17 protein-coding genes and 1 pseudogene are annotated in these 17312 nt (G+C 68.0%); 8 read left to right on the top strand and 10 right to left on the bottom strand.

The annotated features are described in order from the left end of the window. Nucleotides 1-60: 60 nt before the first annotated feature. From OSC30_RS14905 to OSC30_RS14895, 3 genes are all read right to left on the bottom strand, one after another. On the bottom strand, nt 61-1497 hold the full coding sequence (locus OSC30_RS14905) for a M20/M25/M40 family metallo-hydrolase (RefSeq protein WP_267172657.1): 1437 nt from the start codon (nt 1495-1497) through the stop codon (nt 61-63). A 135-nt stretch (nt 1498-1632) separates the two neighbouring features. Beyond that, entirely contained in the window at nt 1633-2043 is a 411-nt protein-coding gene (gene mscL / locus OSC30_RS14900; protein ID WP_267172656.1) for a large-conductance mechanosensitive channel protein MscL, read from the bottom strand. Nucleotides 2044-2094: 51 nt separating this feature from the next. Beyond that, nucleotides 2095-2781 carry a fumarylacetoacetate hydrolase family protein gene (locus tag OSC30_RS14895; RefSeq protein WP_267172655.1) on the bottom strand — a complete coding sequence of 229 codons (687 nt, stop codon included), beginning with the start codon at nt 2779-2781 and terminating at the stop codon, nt 2095-2097. A 171-nt stretch (nt 2782-2952) separates the two neighbouring features. Here OSC30_RS14895 and OSC30_RS14890 point away from each other — a divergent pair, with 171 nt between their 5' ends. The 4 genes from OSC30_RS14890 (at nt 2953) to OSC30_RS14875 (ending at nt 7461) form a co-directional block, all read left to right on the top strand. Beyond that, nucleotides 2953-4188, top strand: coding sequence for an efflux RND transporter periplasmic adaptor subunit (locus tag OSC30_RS14890; RefSeq protein ID WP_267172654.1), 1236 nt, complete (start codon nt 2953-2955; stop codon nt 4186-4188). Between the two features lie 79 nt (nt 4189-4267). Continuing rightward, entirely contained in the window at nt 4268-4954 is a 687-nt protein-coding gene (locus OSC30_RS14885; protein ID WP_267172653.1) for an ABC transporter ATP-binding protein, read from the top strand. A 10-nt stretch (nt 4955-4964) separates the two neighbouring features. Beyond that, nucleotides 4965-6131: an ABC transporter permease gene (locus OSC30_RS14880; RefSeq protein WP_267172652.1), complete on the top strand. Its 1167-nt coding sequence runs from the start codon at nt 4965-4967 to the stop codon at nt 6129-6131. Nucleotides 6132-6144: 13 nt separating this feature from the next. Continuing rightward, the gene (locus OSC30_RS14875; RefSeq protein ID WP_267172651.1) at nt 6145-7461 is read left to right on the top strand and encodes an ABC transporter permease; all 1317 of its coding nucleotides are present in this window, start codon (nt 6145-6147) and stop codon (nt 7459-7461) included. Between the two features lie 90 nt (nt 7462-7551). Here OSC30_RS14875 and OSC30_RS14870 read toward each other — a convergent pair whose 3' ends face one another. The 5 genes from OSC30_RS14870 to OSC30_RS14850 form a co-directional block, all read right to left on the bottom strand. Beyond that, entirely contained in the window at nt 7552-8970 is a 1419-nt protein-coding gene (locus tag OSC30_RS14870; protein WP_267172650.1) for a short-chain fatty acid transporter, read from the bottom strand. A gap of 94 nt (nt 8971-9064) precedes the next feature. Beyond that, nucleotides 9065-9982 carry a drug/metabolite exporter YedA gene (gene yedA / locus OSC30_RS14865; protein WP_267172649.1) on the bottom strand — a complete coding sequence of 306 codons (918 nt, stop codon included), beginning with the start codon at nt 9980-9982 and terminating at the stop codon, nt 9065-9067. 26 nt (nt 9983-10008) lie between these two features. Continuing rightward, nucleotides 10009-10395 (bottom strand): VOC family protein, encoded by a 387-nt coding sequence (locus OSC30_RS14860; RefSeq protein WP_267172648.1) that lies wholly within the window; start codon nt 10393-10395, stop codon nt 10009-10011. Nucleotides 10396-10641: 246 nt separating this feature from the next. Continuing rightward, nucleotides 10642-11529 (bottom strand): methylated-DNA--[protein]-cysteine S-methyltransferase, encoded by an 888-nt coding sequence (locus OSC30_RS14855; protein WP_267172647.1) that lies wholly within the window; start codon nt 11527-11529, stop codon nt 10642-10644. A gap of 72 nt (nt 11530-11601) precedes the next feature. Next, complete coding sequence (locus OSC30_RS14850) at nt 11602-11874, bottom strand: hypothetical protein (protein WP_267172646.1); 273 nt, start codon at nt 11872-11874, stop codon at nt 11602-11604. A 76-nt stretch (nt 11875-11950) separates the two neighbouring features. Between OSC30_RS14850 and OSC30_RS14845 the strand changes: the two genes are divergently transcribed. Continuing rightward, on the top strand, nt 11951-12292 hold the full coding sequence (locus OSC30_RS14845) for a Rieske (2Fe-2S) protein (protein WP_267172702.1): 342 nt from the start codon (nt 11951-11953) through the stop codon (nt 12290-12292). Between the two features lie 241 nt (nt 12293-12533). Here OSC30_RS14845 and OSC30_RS14840 read toward each other — a convergent pair whose 3' ends face one another. Both OSC30_RS14840 and OSC30_RS14835 read right to left on the bottom strand, forming a co-directional pair. After that, nucleotides 12534-13619 carry a polysaccharide biosynthesis/export family protein gene (locus tag OSC30_RS14840; protein WP_267172645.1) on the bottom strand — a complete coding sequence of 362 codons (1086 nt, stop codon included), beginning with the start codon at nt 13617-13619 and terminating at the stop codon, nt 12534-12536. Between the two features lie 91 nt (nt 13620-13710). Beyond that, nucleotides 13711-13974 (bottom strand): hypothetical protein, encoded by a 264-nt coding sequence (locus OSC30_RS14835; protein ID WP_267172644.1) that lies wholly within the window; start codon nt 13972-13974, stop codon nt 13711-13713. Nucleotides 13975-14285: 311 nt separating this feature from the next. On the opposite strand from OSC30_RS14835, the gene OSC30_RS14830 reads away from it, so the two are divergent. The 3 genes and pseudogenes from OSC30_RS14830 to OSC30_RS14820 form a co-directional block, all read left to right on the top strand. Then, nucleotides 14286-14720 carry a low molecular weight protein-tyrosine-phosphatase gene (locus tag OSC30_RS14830; RefSeq protein WP_267172643.1) on the top strand — a complete coding sequence of 145 codons (435 nt, stop codon included), beginning with the start codon at nt 14286-14288 and terminating at the stop codon, nt 14718-14720. A gap of 24 nt (nt 14721-14744) precedes the next feature. Next, the gene (locus OSC30_RS14825; RefSeq protein WP_267172642.1) at nt 14745-16961 is read left to right on the top strand and encodes a polysaccharide biosynthesis tyrosine autokinase; all 2217 of its coding nucleotides are present in this window, start codon (nt 14745-14747) and stop codon (nt 16959-16961) included. Between the two features lie 43 nt (nt 16962-17004). Further along, a pseudogene (locus OSC30_RS14820) lies at nt 17005-17312 on the top strand (UDP-glucose 6-dehydrogenase); the annotation flags it as partial.

Below are 17312 nucleotides of genomic sequence, written 5' to 3'. Positions count from 1 at the left end.
CCATTGCGAAAATCAAGTTTCCGGCGGCATGTGGAGGTGGGCTGAAGCCTACCCTACGCATCATTCCCCGGCGCCGTCGTCGGCAAACGCACCCGGCGCGGAGCCGAAATCGCCGTCGGCCTGCGCGGCCATGTACGAGAACGCCGCGTACACCGCCACGTTCTGCGCCAGATCCTTCGGGTCGATCTTGTCGAAGGTGTCGTTGGCAGTGTGGTGCCAGTCGAAGTAGTAGGTGCCGTCCTGGGTCAGCGACAGCGCGGCCATGCCCTTGCCGTGCATCTGCGACAGGTCCGAGCCGCCGCCGCCGGGACGCTTGGCGTCATACGCCACGCCGATCGGCGCCAGCACCTTGGCGATCTGCTCGATGGCGCCGCGCGCATCGGGCTTGACGCTGGCGCTCATGCGCCAGATCCGGCCCGAGCCGAAGTCGGACTCGGTGCCGAGCTGGAACTTGCGCACCTCATCCGCGTGCTTCTCGGCATAGGCGCGACCGCCCCACAGGCCCATTTCCTCGTTGGCGAAGGCGATCACGCGGATGGTGCGATCCGGGCGTCCAGGCAGATCCTGGATGAGCTTGCCGGCGGCCATGGCGATCGCCACGCCGGCCGCATCGTCGATCGCGCCGGTGCCCAGGTCCCACGAATCCAGATGGCCGCCGATGGCGACCACCTGGTCGGGGTACTTCGCGCCGGTGACTTCGCCGATCACGTTGGCACCGGTGTATTCGCCCTCGATGCCGCAGTCCAGGTCGAGCCGGACCGTCACCGGCTTGCCGTAGCCGAGGGCGCGTTCGAGCTGGTCGGCGTCCGGGTTCGACAGCGCGGCGGCCGGAATGGACTTGGCCGGGTCGCGGAAGCCGGTGACGCCGGCATGCGGGGTGCGACTCTGCGGGTCGGTGCCGGCCGAACGCAGCAGGAAGCCGGCCGCGCCCTTGGCCTGGGCGATCACCGGGCCTTGCGTGCGGATGGCCGAGCCCATGCCGTAATCGTGGCCGTCCTTGTGCCGCTGCATGCGGAAGCCGATGTAGACGATCTTGCCCTTCACGCTGGCCGGGTCGGCGTTCTTCAGGGCATCCAGGCTCGGCAGACGGATCACCTGTGCGGTCAGGCCGCCTTCGGGCGTGCCCGGCGAGTAGCCCAGCGCGGTCAGCACCAGCGTCTGCGGGAACGGCGCGACGATGGCGCCGCTTTCGCTGCGCCGCACCCATTTGGGGTAGGTCACCGGCTCGGTGTAGACCTTGTCGAAGCCCAGCGCCTTGAACTTGGCGATGGCCCAGTCCACGCCGCGCTGGTCGGCCGGGCTGCCGGCCAGCCGCTGGCCGACTTCGGTGGTCAGCGATTCGGCGATGCGGTAGCCGGTCTGGTCCTGCATGGCCTTGTCGCGCAACTGTGCGGCCGTCTTTACGGCCGCCGCGGGAATGGTCGTCTCGGCGGCGCAGGCAACGCCGCTGGCCAGCAGCAGGCCAGCGGCGAGCAGGGTGAGGGAAGGACGGCGCATCGGGAACTCCGCTTGGGATGAACGCCCGATTATTGGGGCCATGGCAGGTGGCGGCGTAGGCCAGAAGTCATGGCACCCGGAAGCCGCGGAACAGGGAACGCGGGATCGCGCCCGTGTTTCCCTGTTCGCTGCCGGTTATTCCCTGTTGCCGGCCTTGAGCAGGTCGCGGATCTCGGTAAGCAGCACCACGTCCGCGGGCGGGGCTGCCGGTGCGGCTTCTTCCTGCTTGCGGCTCAGCCGGTTGATTCCCTTGACCAGCAGGAACACCGCGAAGGCGATGATCAGGAAGGTGATGAGGGTATTGATGAAGGCGCCGTAGTTGATCGCCACTTCGGCCGTTTTGGTTGCCGGATCGCCCGGCTTGAGTACCCACTTGAGCCGCGAGAAGTCGACGCCGCCAGTGATCAACCCGATCGGCGGCATGATCACGTCGTTGACCAGCGAGGTGACGATCTTGCCGAACGCCCCGCCGATGACCACGCCCACGGCAAGATCGACGACGTTGCCGCGCATGGCGAATTTCTTGAATTCCTCCAACATGTTCATGCTTGTGTCCCCGGTTGCGGTGGGTGGACTTTACTCCCGGACGCGTGCAGATCAGGCAATTCTTCCCTCCAGCACGGCCACGCCTTCGAGTTCGGCGCGAAAGCGGTCGCCGCGCTGCAGGGCCGCGACGCCGGCCGGCGTGCCGGTGAACAGCAGGTCGCCAGGCTTGAGCTCGAACAGTTTGGACAACGCCGCGATGATCGCCGGCACGTCGTGCACCATCGCCTCCAGCGTGGCCTGCTGCCGCAGCACGTCGTTCACCAGCAGGGTGAGTTGCGTCTGCGGGCCGGGGCGGCCCTGTTCGACCGGACGCAGTGCCGAGACCGGCGCGGAATGATCGAATGCCTTGGCCACGTCCCAGGGGTGGCCCTTGGCCTTGGCCTGGGCCTGCAGGTCGCGGCGGGTGAGGTCCAGCCCGACGCCGTAGCCGAAGATCAGCGCTCCGGCCAGTTCCGGGGCGATGTCGCGCCCGCCGCCGGCCAGCGCCACCACCATTTCCACTTCGTGATGCAGTTCGGCGGTGGCGCCGGGGTAGGGCACGTCGGCGCCGTCGGTCACCACCGCGTCGGCCGGCTTGCAGAAGAACATCGGCTGCCCGGGATCCACCGTCGCGCCCATCTCGCGCGCGTGGTCGGCGAAGTTGCGGCCGATGCAGAAGATGCGGCGAACCGGGAAACGGGCGTCGCTGCCGAGTATCGGCAGGCTCGGTACGGCGGGAGCAGCAATGGCGTAGGACATCGGTGGCCTCGGGGGACGGGCGGCCCGCGCCGCCAGAACGGCGACGCTACGCAAATCGGGCACGCAAGGGAAGGTGACAGCTGTCATCGCCGATGATTGATGGCCTGGGCTGCCACGCCGGGCCGTGCTTGCCGCATAGTCTGCATCTGCGAAGGGATGATGGAGCGGGGCGTGGACAACGGGGATCTGCTCAGGCAGTTGAAGATCGGGCACGGCCAGCGCGAGGCGGTGCATGCCGCGCCGCTGCGCTGGCCGTGGATCGTCGGCGCCGTGGTGCTGGTGTTGCTGGCGCTGGGGATCGGCGGCTGGTGGATGTTCGCGCAGCGGCCGGTTGCGGTGCAGACGGCCACGGCGGCGTCGCCCGGCAAGGGCGCCGGCGCGGGCGCAGTGCTGCAGGCCACCGGCTACGTCACCGCGCGCCGGCAGGCAACCGTGTCGGCGCAGATCGTAGGTACCCTGAGCGAGGTGCTGATCGAGGAAGGCGACCACGTCCGCAAGGGCCAGGTGCTCGCCAAGCTGGAGGACAACGCCTATCGCGCCAGCCTGGAGGCCGCCCAGGCCGCCGCCGCCGCCGCGCAGGCGCAGGTCGCCCAGGCCCGGGTCCAGCTCGACCAGTCCCGCAAGGATGCCCAGCGGATGCGTACGCTGGCCGCACGCGGCCTGGTGGCGAAGCAGGCGGCCGAACAGGCGGGCACCTCGGCCGCGGTTGCCGCCGCCCAGCTCGAAACCAGCCGCAAGCAGGCCGCCTCCGCGCGGGCGCAGGCGGCCGAGGCGAAGGTCAGCTTCGACTACACCGTGGTGCGCGCACCGTTCGACGGGGTGGTCACCGACAAGACCGCGCAGGTCGGCGAGATCATCTCGCCGATGGCCGCTGGCGGCGGCTTCACCCGCACCGGCGTGGGCACGATCGTCGACATGGATTCGCTGGAAGTGGACGTGGACGTCAACGAGGCCTACATCGGTCGCGTCAAGCCGCACATGCCGGCCCAGGCGGTGCTCGATGCCTATCCGGACTGGACCATCCCCGCCCACGTGATCGCCATCGTGCCGGCCGCCGACCGCGGCAAGGCCACGGTGAAGGTGCGCGTGGCGCTGGAACGCAAGGACGCGCGCATCGTGCCGGACATGGGCGTGCGCGTGTCGTTCCTAGAGGCGAGGCCCAAGGCCACGGCGCAGGCGCCGCCCGGCGTGCTGGTGCCGGCCGCGGCGATCGCCACGCGCGACGGCAACGAGGTGGTATTCGTGGTGCAGGGCGACCGTGTGCAGCAGCGCCGCGTGCAGCCGCGCCCGATGGGCGGGCAGCGGTTGATTCCCGAGGGCGTGCAGGCCGGCGACACGGTGGTGGTTTCGCCCCCGGCGGCGCTGCGCGATGGCGCCGCGGTCAATGTCGATAACAAGCAGTCCTGAGCGTCGTAACGCCAAGTGCGGCAGCCCGCGCGGGAGCGGGCTGCCGCGGTCGAACAAGCAAGGCTGACGGGAGAAAGCCATGGGCAACCTGATCGAAATCCGCGACCTGGCCAAGGTCTATACGCGTGGCAAGCAGAAGGTCGAGGTGCTGCATCACATCAACCTGGACATCGCCGAGGGCGATTTCCTCGCGCTGATGGGCCCCTCCGGCTCGGGCAAGACCACGCTGCTCAACCTGATCGGCGGGCTGGACACGGCCACCGCCGGCAGCATCGGCGTGGGCGGCCAGCGCATCGACCAGCTCGGCGCCGGCGCCCTGGCCAAGTGGCGGGCGGCCAACGTCGGCTTCGTGTTTCAGTTCTACAACCTGATGCCGATGCTCTCGGCGCAGCGCAACGTCGAGCTGCCGCTGCTGCTGACCAAGCTGTCTTCCAGCGAGCGCCGCCAGCGCGCGTCGATCGCGTTGCAACTGGTGGGGCTGGCCGATCGAGCCTCGCACAAGCCCAGCGAGCTGTCCGGCGGCCAGCAGCAGCGCGTGGCGATCGCCCGCGCGATCGTCTCCGACCCGACGCTGCTGGTCTGCGACGAACCGACCGGCGACCTCGACCGCCAGTCCGCCGAAGACGTGCTGGCCCTGCTGCGCACGCTCAACCGCGAACACGGCAAGACCATCGTGATGGTCACCCACGATCCCAAGGCCGCCGAATACGCCAACCACACCCTGCACCTGGACAAGGGCACGCTGGTCGAGCAGGCGGTCGCCTGAGGAGGTTCGCATGAAATACCTGCATCTGATCTGGGCCGCGCTGTTCCGGCGCAAGACGCGGACCTTCCTCACGCTGGTTTCGATCCTCACCGCGTTCCTGCTGTTCGGCATGCTCGACGGCGTGCGCACCAGCTTCGCCAACGTGGGCAAGAGCGCAGCGGGCGCCAAGCGGCTGCAGACCGGCTCGAAGCTGTCCTTCATTGAAACCCTGCCGCAGTCGCTGCAGGCGCGCATTGCGCAGGTGCCGGGGGCCGAAGACGTGGCCTATGCCAACTGGTTCGGCGGTGCCTACCAGGATCCGCATAACCAGGTGTTCTCCTTCGCGGTGAGCCCGAATTACATCGACATCTATCCGGAAGTCGATGTCACGCCGGCCGAGCGCAAGGCCTTCGACCGGACCCGCACCGGTGTGCTGGTGGGCGACGTGCTGGCGGCGAAGTACCACTGGAAGGTCGGCGACAAGCTGCCGTTGCAGTCCAACATCTATCCCAACCGCGACGGCTCCAAGAACTGGAGCTTCGACATCGTCGGCATCATCCGGGCGACCAGGCCGGACGACAAGCAGTTCCTGCAGGGCGCCGTGCTGATGCACTGGAAGTACTTCGACGAGTCCAACCCCTACAACCGCGGCCGGGTCGGCTGGTATGTCACCAGCGTGGCCGACGCCGGGCAGTCCGACCGGGTGGCCAGGGCAATCGATGCGCTCTCGGCCAATTCCGACCACGAGACCAAAACCATGACCGAGCAGGCCGCGATGGCTTCGTGGGTCAAGCAGATGGGCGACATCGGCTTCATCGTCGTGTCGATCATGGGCGCGGTGTTCTTCACCTTGCTGCTGCTGACCGGCAACACCATGGCGCAGGCAGTGCGCGAGCGTACCTCGGAGCTGGCGGTGCTCAAGACGATCGGCTTTTCCAGCCGCGCCGTGCTCGCGCTGGTGCTGGCCGAATCGGTGTTGCTGGTATTGCTCGGCGGCGTGATCGGCCTGGGGCTGGCTGCGCTGCTCGGGCCGATCATGAGCGCCGGCAGCGGCGGCATGCTGAACATGCCGCCGGTCGGTGCGGCAAGCTGGGCGCTGGGCGTAGGTCTGATGATCGCGATCGGCCTGCTGGTCGGCGTATTGCCCGCGTGGCGTGCCATGCGCCTGAACATCGTCGATGCGCTGGCCGGGCGCTGAGGAGGGAATCCCCATGAAATCGTTCCTGCGTGGTCTGGGTCTGGCCATCGTCGTGTTGCTCAGCATCGCCGCCTGGGCCGTGCTGCCCTGGACCGTGTTGCTGGCGGTGGCGGTGTTGTTTTTCCTCTGGATGCAATTGACCCGGGTCGGCCGGCAGGCGGGCTCGGCCACCGGCGTGGGCATCAGTACCTTGCCCCAGCGCATCGGTTCCTCGTCGGTGGTGGTGGTCGGCATCGCCGGCGTGGTGGCCGTGCTGGTGTCGTTGCTGGCGATGGGCGTGGGCTATCAGGAGACGCTGAGCAAGAGCGGCAGCGCCGATACCGCGATCGTGATGCGCGGCGGCTCGGCGTCGGAGGTCTCTTCGGTGCTCGACCATGCCAGCGTCACGGCGATCGCCGAGGCGCCGGGCATCGCCCGCGATGCGGCGGGCAAGCCGATCGCCTCGCCGGAACTGGTGGTGGCGGCCAACCTGCCGCTCAAGGACGGCAGCGGCGACGAGGGCAGCGTACAGGTGCGCGGCGTGGGCGAGCAGGCCTGGACGTTGCGGCCGGAGGTGAAAATCGTCGCCGGCCGCAAGTTCAAGCCGGGCCTGCGCGAACTGGTGGCGGGCAAGGGCGCGCAACGCCAGTTCGCGGGTCTGCAACCAGGCCATGAGATCAAGCTGGGCAGCCAGACCTGGACCGTGGTCGGCATCTTCGATTCCGGCAATGCGCTGGGCTCGGAACTGTGGGGCGACGCCGACATCATCGGTTCGGCTTACCGTCGCGGCAGCTCGCGCACCTCGGTGTTCGTGCGTCTGACGGACGCCAGTGCGTTCGACGCCTTCAAGGTCGCCCTGTCCGGCGACCCGCGCCTGCAGGTGGACGTCGACACCACGCTGCACTACTTCAGCAAGCAGTCGGAGAGCTTCACCAAGGTGATCAGCATCATCGGCATGATCGTCGGCGGCATCATGGGCATCGGTGCGGTGTTCGGCGCGCTCAACACCATGTTCGCCGCCGTCGCCACGCGTGCGCGCGAGATCGCCACGCTGCGCGCGATCGGCTTCCGCGGACCGCCGGTGGTGGTGGCGGTGATGCTGGAAACCATGTTGCTGGCGGCGTTGGGCGGGTTGCTCGGTGGGTTGATCGCCTGGGCGCTGTTCAACGGCTACAGCGCCTCGACGCTGACCCAGGGCACGGTCGGCTCGCTCAACTTCGAGCTGGCCGTGACCCCGGCGCTGCTGTGGACCGGGCTGAAATGGGCGCTCGCGATCGGCTTCATCGGCGGCCTGTTCCCCGCCGTGCGCGCCGCGCGGCTGCCGGTGACCACCGCCTTGCGCGAGTCCTGAGCGAGCCGACGCAGGGTGGCTTCAGCCCACCACCCTCCCTTGCGCAACGTGGGATGGTGGGTTGAAGGCCACCCTGCGTGCTTTTCGTATTCAACCGGGCATCAGTGGTGGCACGTATTCCAATGTCAGCCCCAGCGCCCACAGCAGGCCCAGCACCAGCGGCACGTGCACCAGCAACTGGATGAAGGTGAAGCCGACCATGTCGCGGGCCTTCAGGCCCAGCACGCCCAGCAGCGGCAGCATCCAGAACGGGTTGATCAGGTTGGGCAGTGCCTCGGCCGCGTTGTAGATCTGCACCGCCCAGCCCAGGTGCACGTGCAGGTCGTTGGCCGCCTGCATCACGTAGGGCGCCTCGACCAGCCACTTGCCGCCGCCGGAGGGCACGAAGAAGCCCAGCACGGCCGAGTAGCCGCCCATCACCAGCGGGAAGCTGTCGGTGGTGGCCACGCGCACGAACACGCCGGCGAGGCGATGCGCCAGCGTGGCACCGTCCGCCCCCGGCGCGTGGGTGAGCAGGGCAGCAATGCCGCCGTAGAGCGGAAACTGGATCAGCACGCCAGCGGTGCCGGGTACGGCGCGCGCCACCGCGTCGAGGAAACTGCGCGGGCGCCAGTGCAGCAGCAGGCCCACGGTGAGGAACAGCAGGTTGTACGTATTGAGGTCGGCGATCGCCGCCGCCGCCGGCATCTCGATGAACCGCTTGGCCAGCCAGCCCAGTCCCAGCGCGCCGACCAGCAATGACAGCAACGGGCTGTACTCGAGCCATTCGCCCGGCCGCGTGCGCGGCGGCAGGGCCGGCACCACTTCGGTATCGGCCACGCCGCACTCGCGGGCGGTACGCGCGGCCGGCCCGGTGGGGGTGGTGAACCAGCACACCAGCAGCGACACGCCGATCAGCACTGCGGTGAACAGCAGCGACTGCCACAGCAGGATGGTCTGCGTGAAGGGCAGCACGCCGGTGATCGCCAGCAGGCCTGGCGGCATGCTGGCCGGGTTGGCCTGCAACTGCGCCGCCGAGGACGACAGTCCCATCGCCCATACCGCACCCAGGCCCAGATAGGCGGCGGCACCGGCCGCGCGGTAGTCCATGCGCAGATCTTCGCGGCGCGCCAGCGCGCGCACCAGCAAGCCGCCGAACACCAGCGAGAAGCCCCAGGACAGCAGCGACGCCAGCATGCTGACCAGCGCCACGTAGCACACCGCGCCACGCCCGCTGCGCGGCACCCTTGCCAGCGCATCGATCAGCCGCGCCACCGCCGGCGCGCTGGCCACCACATAGCCGCCGATCACTACGAAGGCCATCTGCATGGTGAACGGGATCAGGCTCCAGAAACCGTCGCCGAAGGCCTGCACGGTGCTCGCCGGCGTGGCGCCGAAACCCAGCGCGATCGCCGCCACCAGCGCCACGCCGAGCGCGGCGAATACCCAGGCCTCGGGGAACCAGCGTTCCGACCAGGCCGCGCTGCGTAGTGCCGCGCGTGCGAGCAGACCTTGTCGGAATGGGTTCATGCCGCGCCTCCGTTGCCTTCGCTTGCGACATGGTGGCGGGCCGCATGTGTGTGGAGCAACCCGCGAGCCTCCTGCTGCTCCGCGGGTCTTGCGGCTAGACGGGCTTGCGCGCCGGCTTCTTCGCCAGCGTGATCACGCACACGCCGAGCAGGATGATCGCCATGCCCGCCAGGTCGAACGCGCCGACGTGCTCGCCGGCCAGCAGCACGCCGAACAACACCGCCACGGGCGGGTTGACGTAGGCGTAGCTGGTCGCCAGCGCAGGTCGCGCGTGCTTGAGCACGTACAGATAGGCGCTGAAGGCGACGATCGAGCCGAATATCGCCAGGTAAACCACGGCGGCGGTGGCGCGCACCGTGGGATGGTCGGGCAGGCGCTCGCCACCGGCAAAGCCGACCAGCAACAGGGCAACGCTGGCGCACAGCATTTGTGCGGCGGTGTTCATCGGCCCTGCGGGCATGTCCTGTCGCTTGCTCCAGGCCGAGCCGAACGCCCAGCACATCGCCGCCACGATCAAGGCCAGCGCACCCAGCCGCGAGCCGGACAGGCCGCTGCCCAGGTTCAACACCACCACGCCGGCGAAGCCGACCAGCAAGCCGGCCGTCTCGCGGCGGGTAGGCCAGCTGCCGTACATGCCGGAGAACACCGCGGCGAACAAGGGCATGCTGGCCACTGCCACGGCGGCGATGCCGGAGCTGACACTCTGTTCCGCGTAACACACCAGGCCATTGCCGAATCCCAGCAGCAGGACACCGGTAACGGCGGCGTTGCGCCACTGCCGCGGCGTCGGCGGGGCCAGCCCGCGCCAGCGCAGGAACGCAAACAACGCGGTGCCCGCGCCGAGGAAACGCACGCCGGCGAGCAGGAACGGCGGATAGCTTTCCAGCGCGAAGTGGATGCCGAGGTAGGTCGAGCCCCAGATCACGTACAGCGCAAACAGCGCCAGCGGGATCAGCAGGCGGGGGTCGTCCAGCGCGCGCGCGGAGGCGGGGGAGTCGTCGATGGCGGACATGAGGAGCGTCGTGAGGGGAGGAGAGATCAGCCGGGGAGGTGGGTGCCGATCCACCACAGGTTGCCTTGCGCATCGCGCAATCCGGCGGTGCGGTCGCCGTAAGGCTGGTCCGTTGGTGGCGACACGCTGCTTGCGCCGGCGGCCAGGCCGGCGGCATGGCAGGCGTCGACATCAGGCACGTAGACATGCGTCGAAGCGCTCGGTGTAGCGGTGCCGCCGGGGCGTTCGCCGAGCATCACCACCGAGTCGTCGATGCGCACTTCCGCGTGCATGACGGAGCCGTCCTCGCGCGTCTTGCAGTGCAGCTCCCGCGCACCGAAGGTGGCGGCAAGAAAGGCAAGCATGCCGCGCGCGTCGGCCACCAGCAGATACGGCGAGACGGCGGGGTGGTCGGCAGGCTTGTGCGACGGCATGGGACATCCTCTGCGACGGGCACGGCGTCGGCCGGCGAGGGGCCGGCGATGACTTGGGGGAGATTGCCCGGATGCGCAAGATAGCCGGAGCGTGCCTGTGGCGGTAGCGAAAACCTCGCAAGGCAGACTTGACCGTGCCTCAAGAAGGACCAGCCCGCATGCAGGGAATCCCGTTCGTCATTCCAGCCTCGCCGGAATGCCGTGCGTGGTTTGCTCGGCGAGGACCTGAAGGCCGGGGAACGACGCTCAGCCCGTTCCTGCCTGGGCACTCTTCCCCAAGGCATGGGGCGTGTGCGTGTTGCGCGCACGTTCGCGCGCCAGCAACTCGCGCTTGCGCTCCACGCCCCAGCGCCAACCGCCCAGTGAGCCGTCCTCGCGCACCACGCGGTGGCAGGGCACGATCAGCGCCAGGCGGTTGTTGCCGCAAGCGTTGCCCACCGCGCGGGCAGCCTTGGGCGCACCCAGTTCGGCAGCCAGCGCGCGGTAGCTGCGCGTCTGGCCGGCGGGGATGCGGGTGAGCGCGTCCCAGACGCGCCATTGGAAGGCCGTGGCGGCGATGTCCAGTGGCGGCATTGCCGGTGCGGCGGCGTCACTCCAGCCCAGCTCGCTGGCGATGCGGGCGATCACCGCATCGAGCCATTCCTCGCGGCCGGCGTCCACGCGCTCGCGTGCGGCGTGGGGAAATTCCTCGGCCAGGCGGCGTTCGAGCGCGGTATCGTCCTCGCCCAGCGTCACGGCGCAGATGCCGCGCGTGGTGGTGGCCACCAGCAGCCGACCCAGCGGCGTGGCGGTGGTGGTGTAGCGGATGCTGGCGCCGACGCCGCCCGCGCGGTAGCTGGCCGGGGTCATGCCGAGCAGCCGGTTGCTGTGTTCGTAGACGCGACTGCCCGAGCCGAAACCGGCTTCGTAGACTGCGTCGGTCACTGCCGCACCCTCGCGCAGGGCCGCCTTGAACTGGCCGAAGCGGCGCGAGCGGTGGTATTCGGCCGGGCTCATGCCGAAACGGCGGCGAAACGCACGCTGCAGATGGCTGGGGCTCAGCACTACGGCGCTGGCCAAGGCGTCCAGGCTGGGTGCGGTTTCGGCCTCGTCGAGCAGCCGGCGAGCCTGTTCAAGCGGTTCGATGACGGACATGGCGGCGTTCCGGTTTCCAGGTGACGCCAGTCTGGGCGCATGGCCCGGGCGGGACCATCCGGTTCTTGCGCGTCAGCGAGCGACCGGGCGGCCCTCGTGCAGCACCACGAAGTCGCCCTCGAGCACCTGCGGGCGCGCACCGGCGGCAGGCGCCGCGCGGCCGACCGCGCGCGTGCGGTTCCACTGGCGCAACGCCAGCCACAATCCGCCGCCGACCAACAGCACGCCGGCCACGAACAGCCCGAACACCAGCATCAAGCCCAGCAGGGCGACCCCCACGATCAACGACAGGACGCGCGCGAGCGGATGGCGGGAACGGTGCGAGGGCAGCTGGAACAGGCGCATGTTAAAAATCCGTGTGGTAAAATCAACAACTTACGTGCGCAACGATGGGGCTTCCACGCCCCCGAGGCAAGTGCCGATGGATACACCTGCCGGGGCGCTTTGCCGCCTCGATCACATTCCCGACGGCGCGGCCATCGCCGTCGACGCCGTATTGGCTGATGGCCCCGAGAATCTCATTGTGCTTCGCGACGGCGACGAGGCACGCGCCTGGATCAACGTATGTCCGCACGCCGGCCGGCGGCTGGACTGGGCGCCGGGGCAGTTCCTGATCAGCCGCGGCACGTTGATCTGTGCCGTGCACGGCGCGAGTTTTCGCACCGGAGACGGGTGCTGCGTGGGGGGGCCTTGCCGCGGGCAATCGTTGCGCGCGGTGCCGGTGCGAGTGGAGCGAGGGGTCGTCTGGCTGGCGGGAAACTAGCGCCCGCTACCCTCCGGGGAGGGGCTGGGGTGAGGGGCTCGCGGTAGTGTTCCATCGGTGCGCGGGTCTTGATCAGTTCCCCCGCAAGCCTTGACCCCTCATCCCAATCTTCTTTCCGCAGGGGAGAAGGGGCGAACGTCGTCCTGCGGACGGACGTCACCAAATAAAAAAGGCCCGGCATTTGCCGGGCCTTCTGTCCATGCCGGCGGGCCATCCATGGCCCGTCAGCCAAACTTTCCGATCAGCGGTTGTCGACGCGGTCGGCCGTGCCTGCGGCCTGGTAGATAAGGCCCGACAGCGGCAGCAACTGGCTCAGCACGCGGTTCCACTTGGTGATGGCGGCGGCACCGACGAACACCACGTCGCCCGGCTGCACCCGGAAGTTGTCCGCCAGGGCGTAGGAGGAGGCCGAGCGCGCACTGAGGTGGAACACCTGGGCGGGCGTCTGGCTGAGCTTCTTCGAGCCGCGGATCACGTACACGGCTTCGCCCGAGGACGTGACCGGGCTCAGTCCGCCGGCGCGGCCCAGCGCCTGGGTCAGGGTCAGCGCGGTGGTCTTGAAGGTGATCGCCTGCGGACGCACCACCTCGCCCACGACATAGACCTCCTTGTTGTCGTTGTAGGGCAGGAACAGCGTATCGCCGGGCTTGAGGTAGATCGTCTGGCCGGCGGTAGCCTGGTTGATCTGGGTAAGGTCTAGGTTGTAGGTCTTGCCGTCACGGGTCAGCGTGAAGCCCGACAGGTCGGCCTGCTGCGTGTCGACGCCGGCCAGGCCGATCGCCTGCGACAAGGTCAGCGGCACCGAGTTGAGCACCTGCGCATCGGTGTGCTGGAACGCGCCCTCGAGGGTGATGCGGTGGCCGCCGTAGCCGACCACGTTGACGTCCACCTGCGGATCGCGCACGAAACTGCCGAGCTTCTTGGTCAGCAACTGGCGCAGGTCCTCGACGGTCAGCCCCTCGGCCTTGATGGTGCCCGCATAGGGGTAGAACAGCGTGCCATCCGGACGCACCAGGCGGCCGTTGGCCACGGTCTGTTGCTGCGAACCGGCCGGCGAGGTCAGTTCCGGGTGATCCCATACGGTGATGTAAAGCGTGTCGCCCGCAGCGATGCGGTAGTCCTGCGGCTGGAACGAGAGCAGCTCTTGCGGAATCGTGCCCGGCTGGACCTGGGTGCTCTCGATCAGCTCCGGTGTGATCTGTACCAACTGCACGTGACTGTCGTCACTCTGCAGCGCGCCCTCGTCCATGCGCTGGCCGGGCACGATCGCGCAACCGTTCAGCACGACGACGAAGAGAAAGATGGCTGCTGCGGGTAGCGTTTTCATAATGCGTCCTTTCTGCAGGGCCACTTGCGGGATAATCACGGCTAACTAATGGATGCGCTCGCCTGGATGTCCCGCAATGTGGCGGTTTTGACTAATGGCGACGGTTAATTCGCATTAATGCGTGTACGTTTTCTTGCCGATGGCTTGCGTGATGACTTGCAGGATATCCGCGGGCGGCCGGTGAACTTCGTCCGCCCATGCAACCAAGCCACGCGGTCTGCCGCACATCGATCGCCGCCGGAGCCGGCACACGGATTGCCGCGATGGCGGACATGGCACGGGAACCCTTGTGCACAAAGGCCTTGCCGGCGATCGGCGTGGGGTCGAGCGGAAGCGTGAGCTTCGCGATGTGCATGGTTCGAGTCCCCCGGAATTGAAATGCCAGCCAAGCGGGCTCTTCGAATCTAACGCGATCGATTGTGAATGCCGCGAGAAAGCATTGTTCGCATGTTCACTATGCGGCAAAGCCATGTGGCGTGAAGGAAACGATGGCTGGAGTAAGCATTTTCTTCACGTAAATGAAGGCGGCGTCCAACATGATTTTTTCACGGAACAGGAGTTTAGACTGCCGGCTCTGCCACGACCGATCCGGCGACATTTGCACGCCGGACCGGTCAGGCATTCGACAGGGGCCACATGGCCTTGGGTTTCGGGAGTGTGTGGATCGTGTTCAACAGCATCCTGGTGGTATGCCTCGGCAACATTTGCCGCAGCCCGGTCGCGGAGTTTCTGTTTCGCCGCGAGCTGGGCGAACGGGGCATCCGGGTCGGCAGCGCCGGCCTGGGCGCGCTGGTCGGGCACCCGATGGACGAGAACGCCGCGGCGCTGCTGGAGGATGGCGGCATCGATGCCAGTGGACACCGCGCACGCCAGCTCGAGGCGTCGATGCTGCGCGAGGCCGACCTGATCCTCGCGATGGAACGCCGGCACCTCAATTCCGTGGTGCGGCTCGCCCCGGAAGCCAGCGGCAAGGTGTTCCTGTTCGACAAGTGGCATGCGGGCGGCGACGTGCCGGATCCGTACCGACGCTCGCGTCGGGTGTTCGAGCAAGTACACGACTCAATCAAACGTGGTGTCGGCAATTGGCTGCGCTACCTGTGAATCCACCAGCCTAGGAATCGGGCGATGACCACCAAACAAACTTTTCCGTCCTCACCGCGTCGCGATGACGACATCGACCTGCACGCGTTGCTCGGCACGTTGCTTGACCACAAATGGCTGATCATCGGGGTCACCGCGGTGTTCTTCGTGGCCAGCGTGACCTACGCGACGCTGACCACGCCGATCTACGAAGCCACCGCCACCGTGCAGGTGGAACAGAAGGTGCCCAGCCTGCCAGGTCTGGATGACCTCACGCAGACGCTGGGGGCTTCCTCCTCGCAGGCCACCACCGAGATCGCCCTGATCACCTCACGCACGGTGATCGGGCAGGCGGTGACCAACCTCAAGCTGGACATCACCGCCGAGGCCGAGCGGTTCCCGCTCATCGGCGACTACATGGCGCGCAGCTACAAGCCTCAGATGCCGGGCGACGTGGCGCCGCCGTTCATGGGCATGGACAGCTACGACTGGGGCGGCTCGCAGCTGGACATCTTCCAGCTGGACGTGCCCTCGGCGCTGCTGGACAAGCCGCTGCACCTGGTTGCCGGCGAGAGCGGCGCCTACACGCTCACCGACGACGACGACAACGTCCTGGTGGAAGGCCGCGTCGGCGAGTCGGCCACCGGCAGCGGCATCACCATGCAGGTGCAGGCGCTGCACGCCAACCCCGGCACCACCTTCGACGTGGCGCGCCACTCGCACCTGGGCACGATCACCGGCCTGCAGGGCGCCATCCAGGCGGTCGAGCAGGGCAAGGATTCGGGCATCATCGTGCTCACCTACGACAGCACCGACCCGGTGCTGGCGACCCGGCTGCTCGACCAGGTCAGCTCGCTGTACGTGCAGCAGAACGTGGAGCGCAACTCCGCCGAGGCCGCCAACAGCCTGAAGTTCGTCAAGGAACAGCTGCCCAAGGTCAAGATGGACCTGGAAAAGGCGACCGCGGCGCTGAACGCGTTCCAGATGCGCGCGCACTCGGTCGACATCAGCCTGCAGACCAAGGGCCTGCTGGACCAGACCGTCGCGCTGGACACGCAGATCGAAAACCTGCGCATGCAGATGGCGGACGTGGAGCGCAAGTTCACTTCCAACCATCCGACCTACCAGGCGCTGGCCGCGCAAATCGGCCAGCTCAAGAGCAAGAAGGCCACCCTCGAAAAGCAGGTCGGCCACCTGCCCGACACGCAGCAGGAACTGTTGCGGCTGACCCGCGACGTGCAGGTCAGCAACGAGACGTACACCAGTCTGCTCAACCAGGCCCAGCAGCTTGACATCGCCCGTGCCGGCACCGTCGGCAACGTGCGCGTGGTCGATCGCGCCGCAACCAACACCAACCGGCCGGTGTGGCCGCCGAAGATGATCCTGGTGTTCTGCGGCACCATGCTCGGTGGCCTGCTCGCGCTTGCGTTCATCTTCATCCGCCAGCTGCTCAACCGCGGCGTCGAAGACCTGGCCGCGATCGAACACGTCGGCCTGCCGGTCTACGCCTGCGTGCCGCTGTCGGCGGCCGAGCGCGAGATCACCGAGCGCAACGGCAAGATCCGACGGGGCGTCCATGCCCAGCACCTGCTGGCGCAGAGCGCGCCGGACGACCTGGCGGTGGAGGCGCTGCGCAGCCTGCGCACCAGCCTGCACTTTGCTCGCCTGGAGGCCAAGAACAACCTGCTGATGATCTCCAGCCCCGGGCCGGGCGCCGGCAAGACCTTCGTCGGCGCCAACCTCGCGGCGGTGATCGCGCAGGCCGGTCAGCGCGTGCTGCTGATCGACGCGGACATGCGCAAAGGTGCGCTGCACACGGTGCTGGGCGGCCGTCCGGAACAGGGCCTGTCGGAACTGATCTCCGGGCAGATCGGCTTGTCCGAGGCGGTGCGCACGGTGGAAGGGGCCAACAACCTGTACTTCGTCGCGCGCGGCAAGGTGCCGCCGAATCCTTCCGAGCTGCTGATGCATTCGCACTTCACCGCTTTGCTGGAAAAGCTCAAGCCGCGCTTCGACCTGATCATCATCGACACCCCGCCGATCCTGGCCGTGACCGACGCGGCAGTGATCGGCCACCACGTCGGCACCAGCCTGATGGTGGTGCGCTTCGGCGTGAACCAGGCGCGCGAGATCGCGCTGGCCAAGCAGCGCTTCGAGCAGAACGGCGTGCCGGTCAAGGGCGCGATCTTCAATGCGGTCGAGAAGCGCAGCGCGGGCTACTACGCCTACGCGTACTACGAGTACGCCGGCGCCAAGGCCTGACCCGCTTCCCGTCTTCGAATCAGCAAAAGGACATCGCATGACACTGAAAGTCACCCTGTTCGGCACCGGCTACGTGGGCCTGGTCACCGGTACCTGCCTGGCGGAAATGGGCAACCACGTGGTGTGCGTGGACGTGGACGCGGCCAAGGTCGCCCGCCTGAAGCAGGGCGAGGTGCCGATCTTCGAGCCGGGCCTGGCACCGATGGTCAAGCGCAATCACGAGAGCGGCCGGCTGGACTTCACCACCGAGGCCGCGCCGGCGGTGGCGCACGGCGACGTGATCTTCATCGCCGTCGGCACGCCGCCGGACGAGGACGGCAGCGCCGACCTGCGCTACGTGCTGGAAGTGGC

It is taken from the genome of Frateuria hangzhouensis, assembly GCF_026410505.1.
In the GTDB taxonomy this organism is placed as follows: domain Bacteria; phylum Pseudomonadota; class Gammaproteobacteria; order Xanthomonadales; family Rhodanobacteraceae; genus Frateuria_A; species Frateuria_A hangzhouensis.
Note: the sequence above shows the minus strand (reverse complement) of the source record. Positions and strands in the feature narration are given on the sequence as shown.

Coding starts and splice junctions, on each gene's coding strand:
- OSC30_RS14855 (WP_267172647.1), bottom strand. CDS start 11,529: ATGTCCGTCATCGAACCGCTTGAACAGGCTCGCCGGCTGCTCGACGAG.
- mscL (WP_267172656.1), bottom strand. CDS start 2,043: ATGAACATGTTGGAGGAATTCAAGAAATTCGCCATGCGCGGCAACGTC.
- OSC30_RS14825 (WP_267172642.1), top strand. CDS start 14,745: ATGACCACCAAACAAACTTTTCCGTCCTCACCGCGTCGCGATGACGAC.
- OSC30_RS14880 (WP_267172652.1), top strand. CDS start 4,965: ATGAAATACCTGCATCTGATCTGGGCCGCGCTGTTCCGGCGCAAGACG.
- OSC30_RS14860 (WP_267172648.1), bottom strand. CDS start 10,395: ATGCCGTCGCACAAGCCTGCCGACCACCCCGCCGTCTCGCCGTATCTG.
- OSC30_RS14850 (WP_267172646.1), bottom strand. CDS start 11,874: ATGCGCCTGTTCCAGCTGCCCTCGCACCGTTCCCGCCATCCGCTCGCG.
- OSC30_RS14845 (WP_267172702.1), top strand. CDS start 11,951: ATGGATACACCTGCCGGGGCGCTTTGCCGCCTCGATCACATTCCCGAC.
- OSC30_RS14905 (WP_267172657.1), bottom strand. CDS start 1,497: ATGCGCCGTCCTTCCCTCACCCTGCTCGCCGCTGGCCTGCTGCTGGCC.
- OSC30_RS14895 (WP_267172655.1), bottom strand. CDS start 2,781: ATGTCCTACGCCATTGCTGCTCCCGCCGTACCGAGCCTGCCGATACTC.
- OSC30_RS14885 (WP_267172653.1), top strand. CDS start 4,268: ATGGGCAACCTGATCGAAATCCGCGACCTGGCCAAGGTCTATACGCGT.
- OSC30_RS14870 (WP_267172650.1), bottom strand. CDS start 8,970: ATGAACCCATTCCGACAAGGTCTGCTCGCACGCGCGGCACTACGCAGC.
- yedA (WP_267172649.1), bottom strand. CDS start 9,982: ATGTCCGCCATCGACGACTCCCCCGCCTCCGCGCGCGCGCTGGACGAC.
- OSC30_RS14840 (WP_267172645.1), bottom strand. CDS start 13,619: ATGAAAACGCTACCCGCAGCAGCCATCTTTCTCTTCGTCGTCGTGCTG.
- OSC30_RS14875 (WP_267172651.1), top strand. CDS start 6,145: ATGAAATCGTTCCTGCGTGGTCTGGGTCTGGCCATCGTCGTGTTGCTC.
- OSC30_RS14835 (WP_267172644.1), bottom strand. CDS start 13,974: ATGCACATCGCGAAGCTCACGCTTCCGCTCGACCCCACGCCGATCGCC.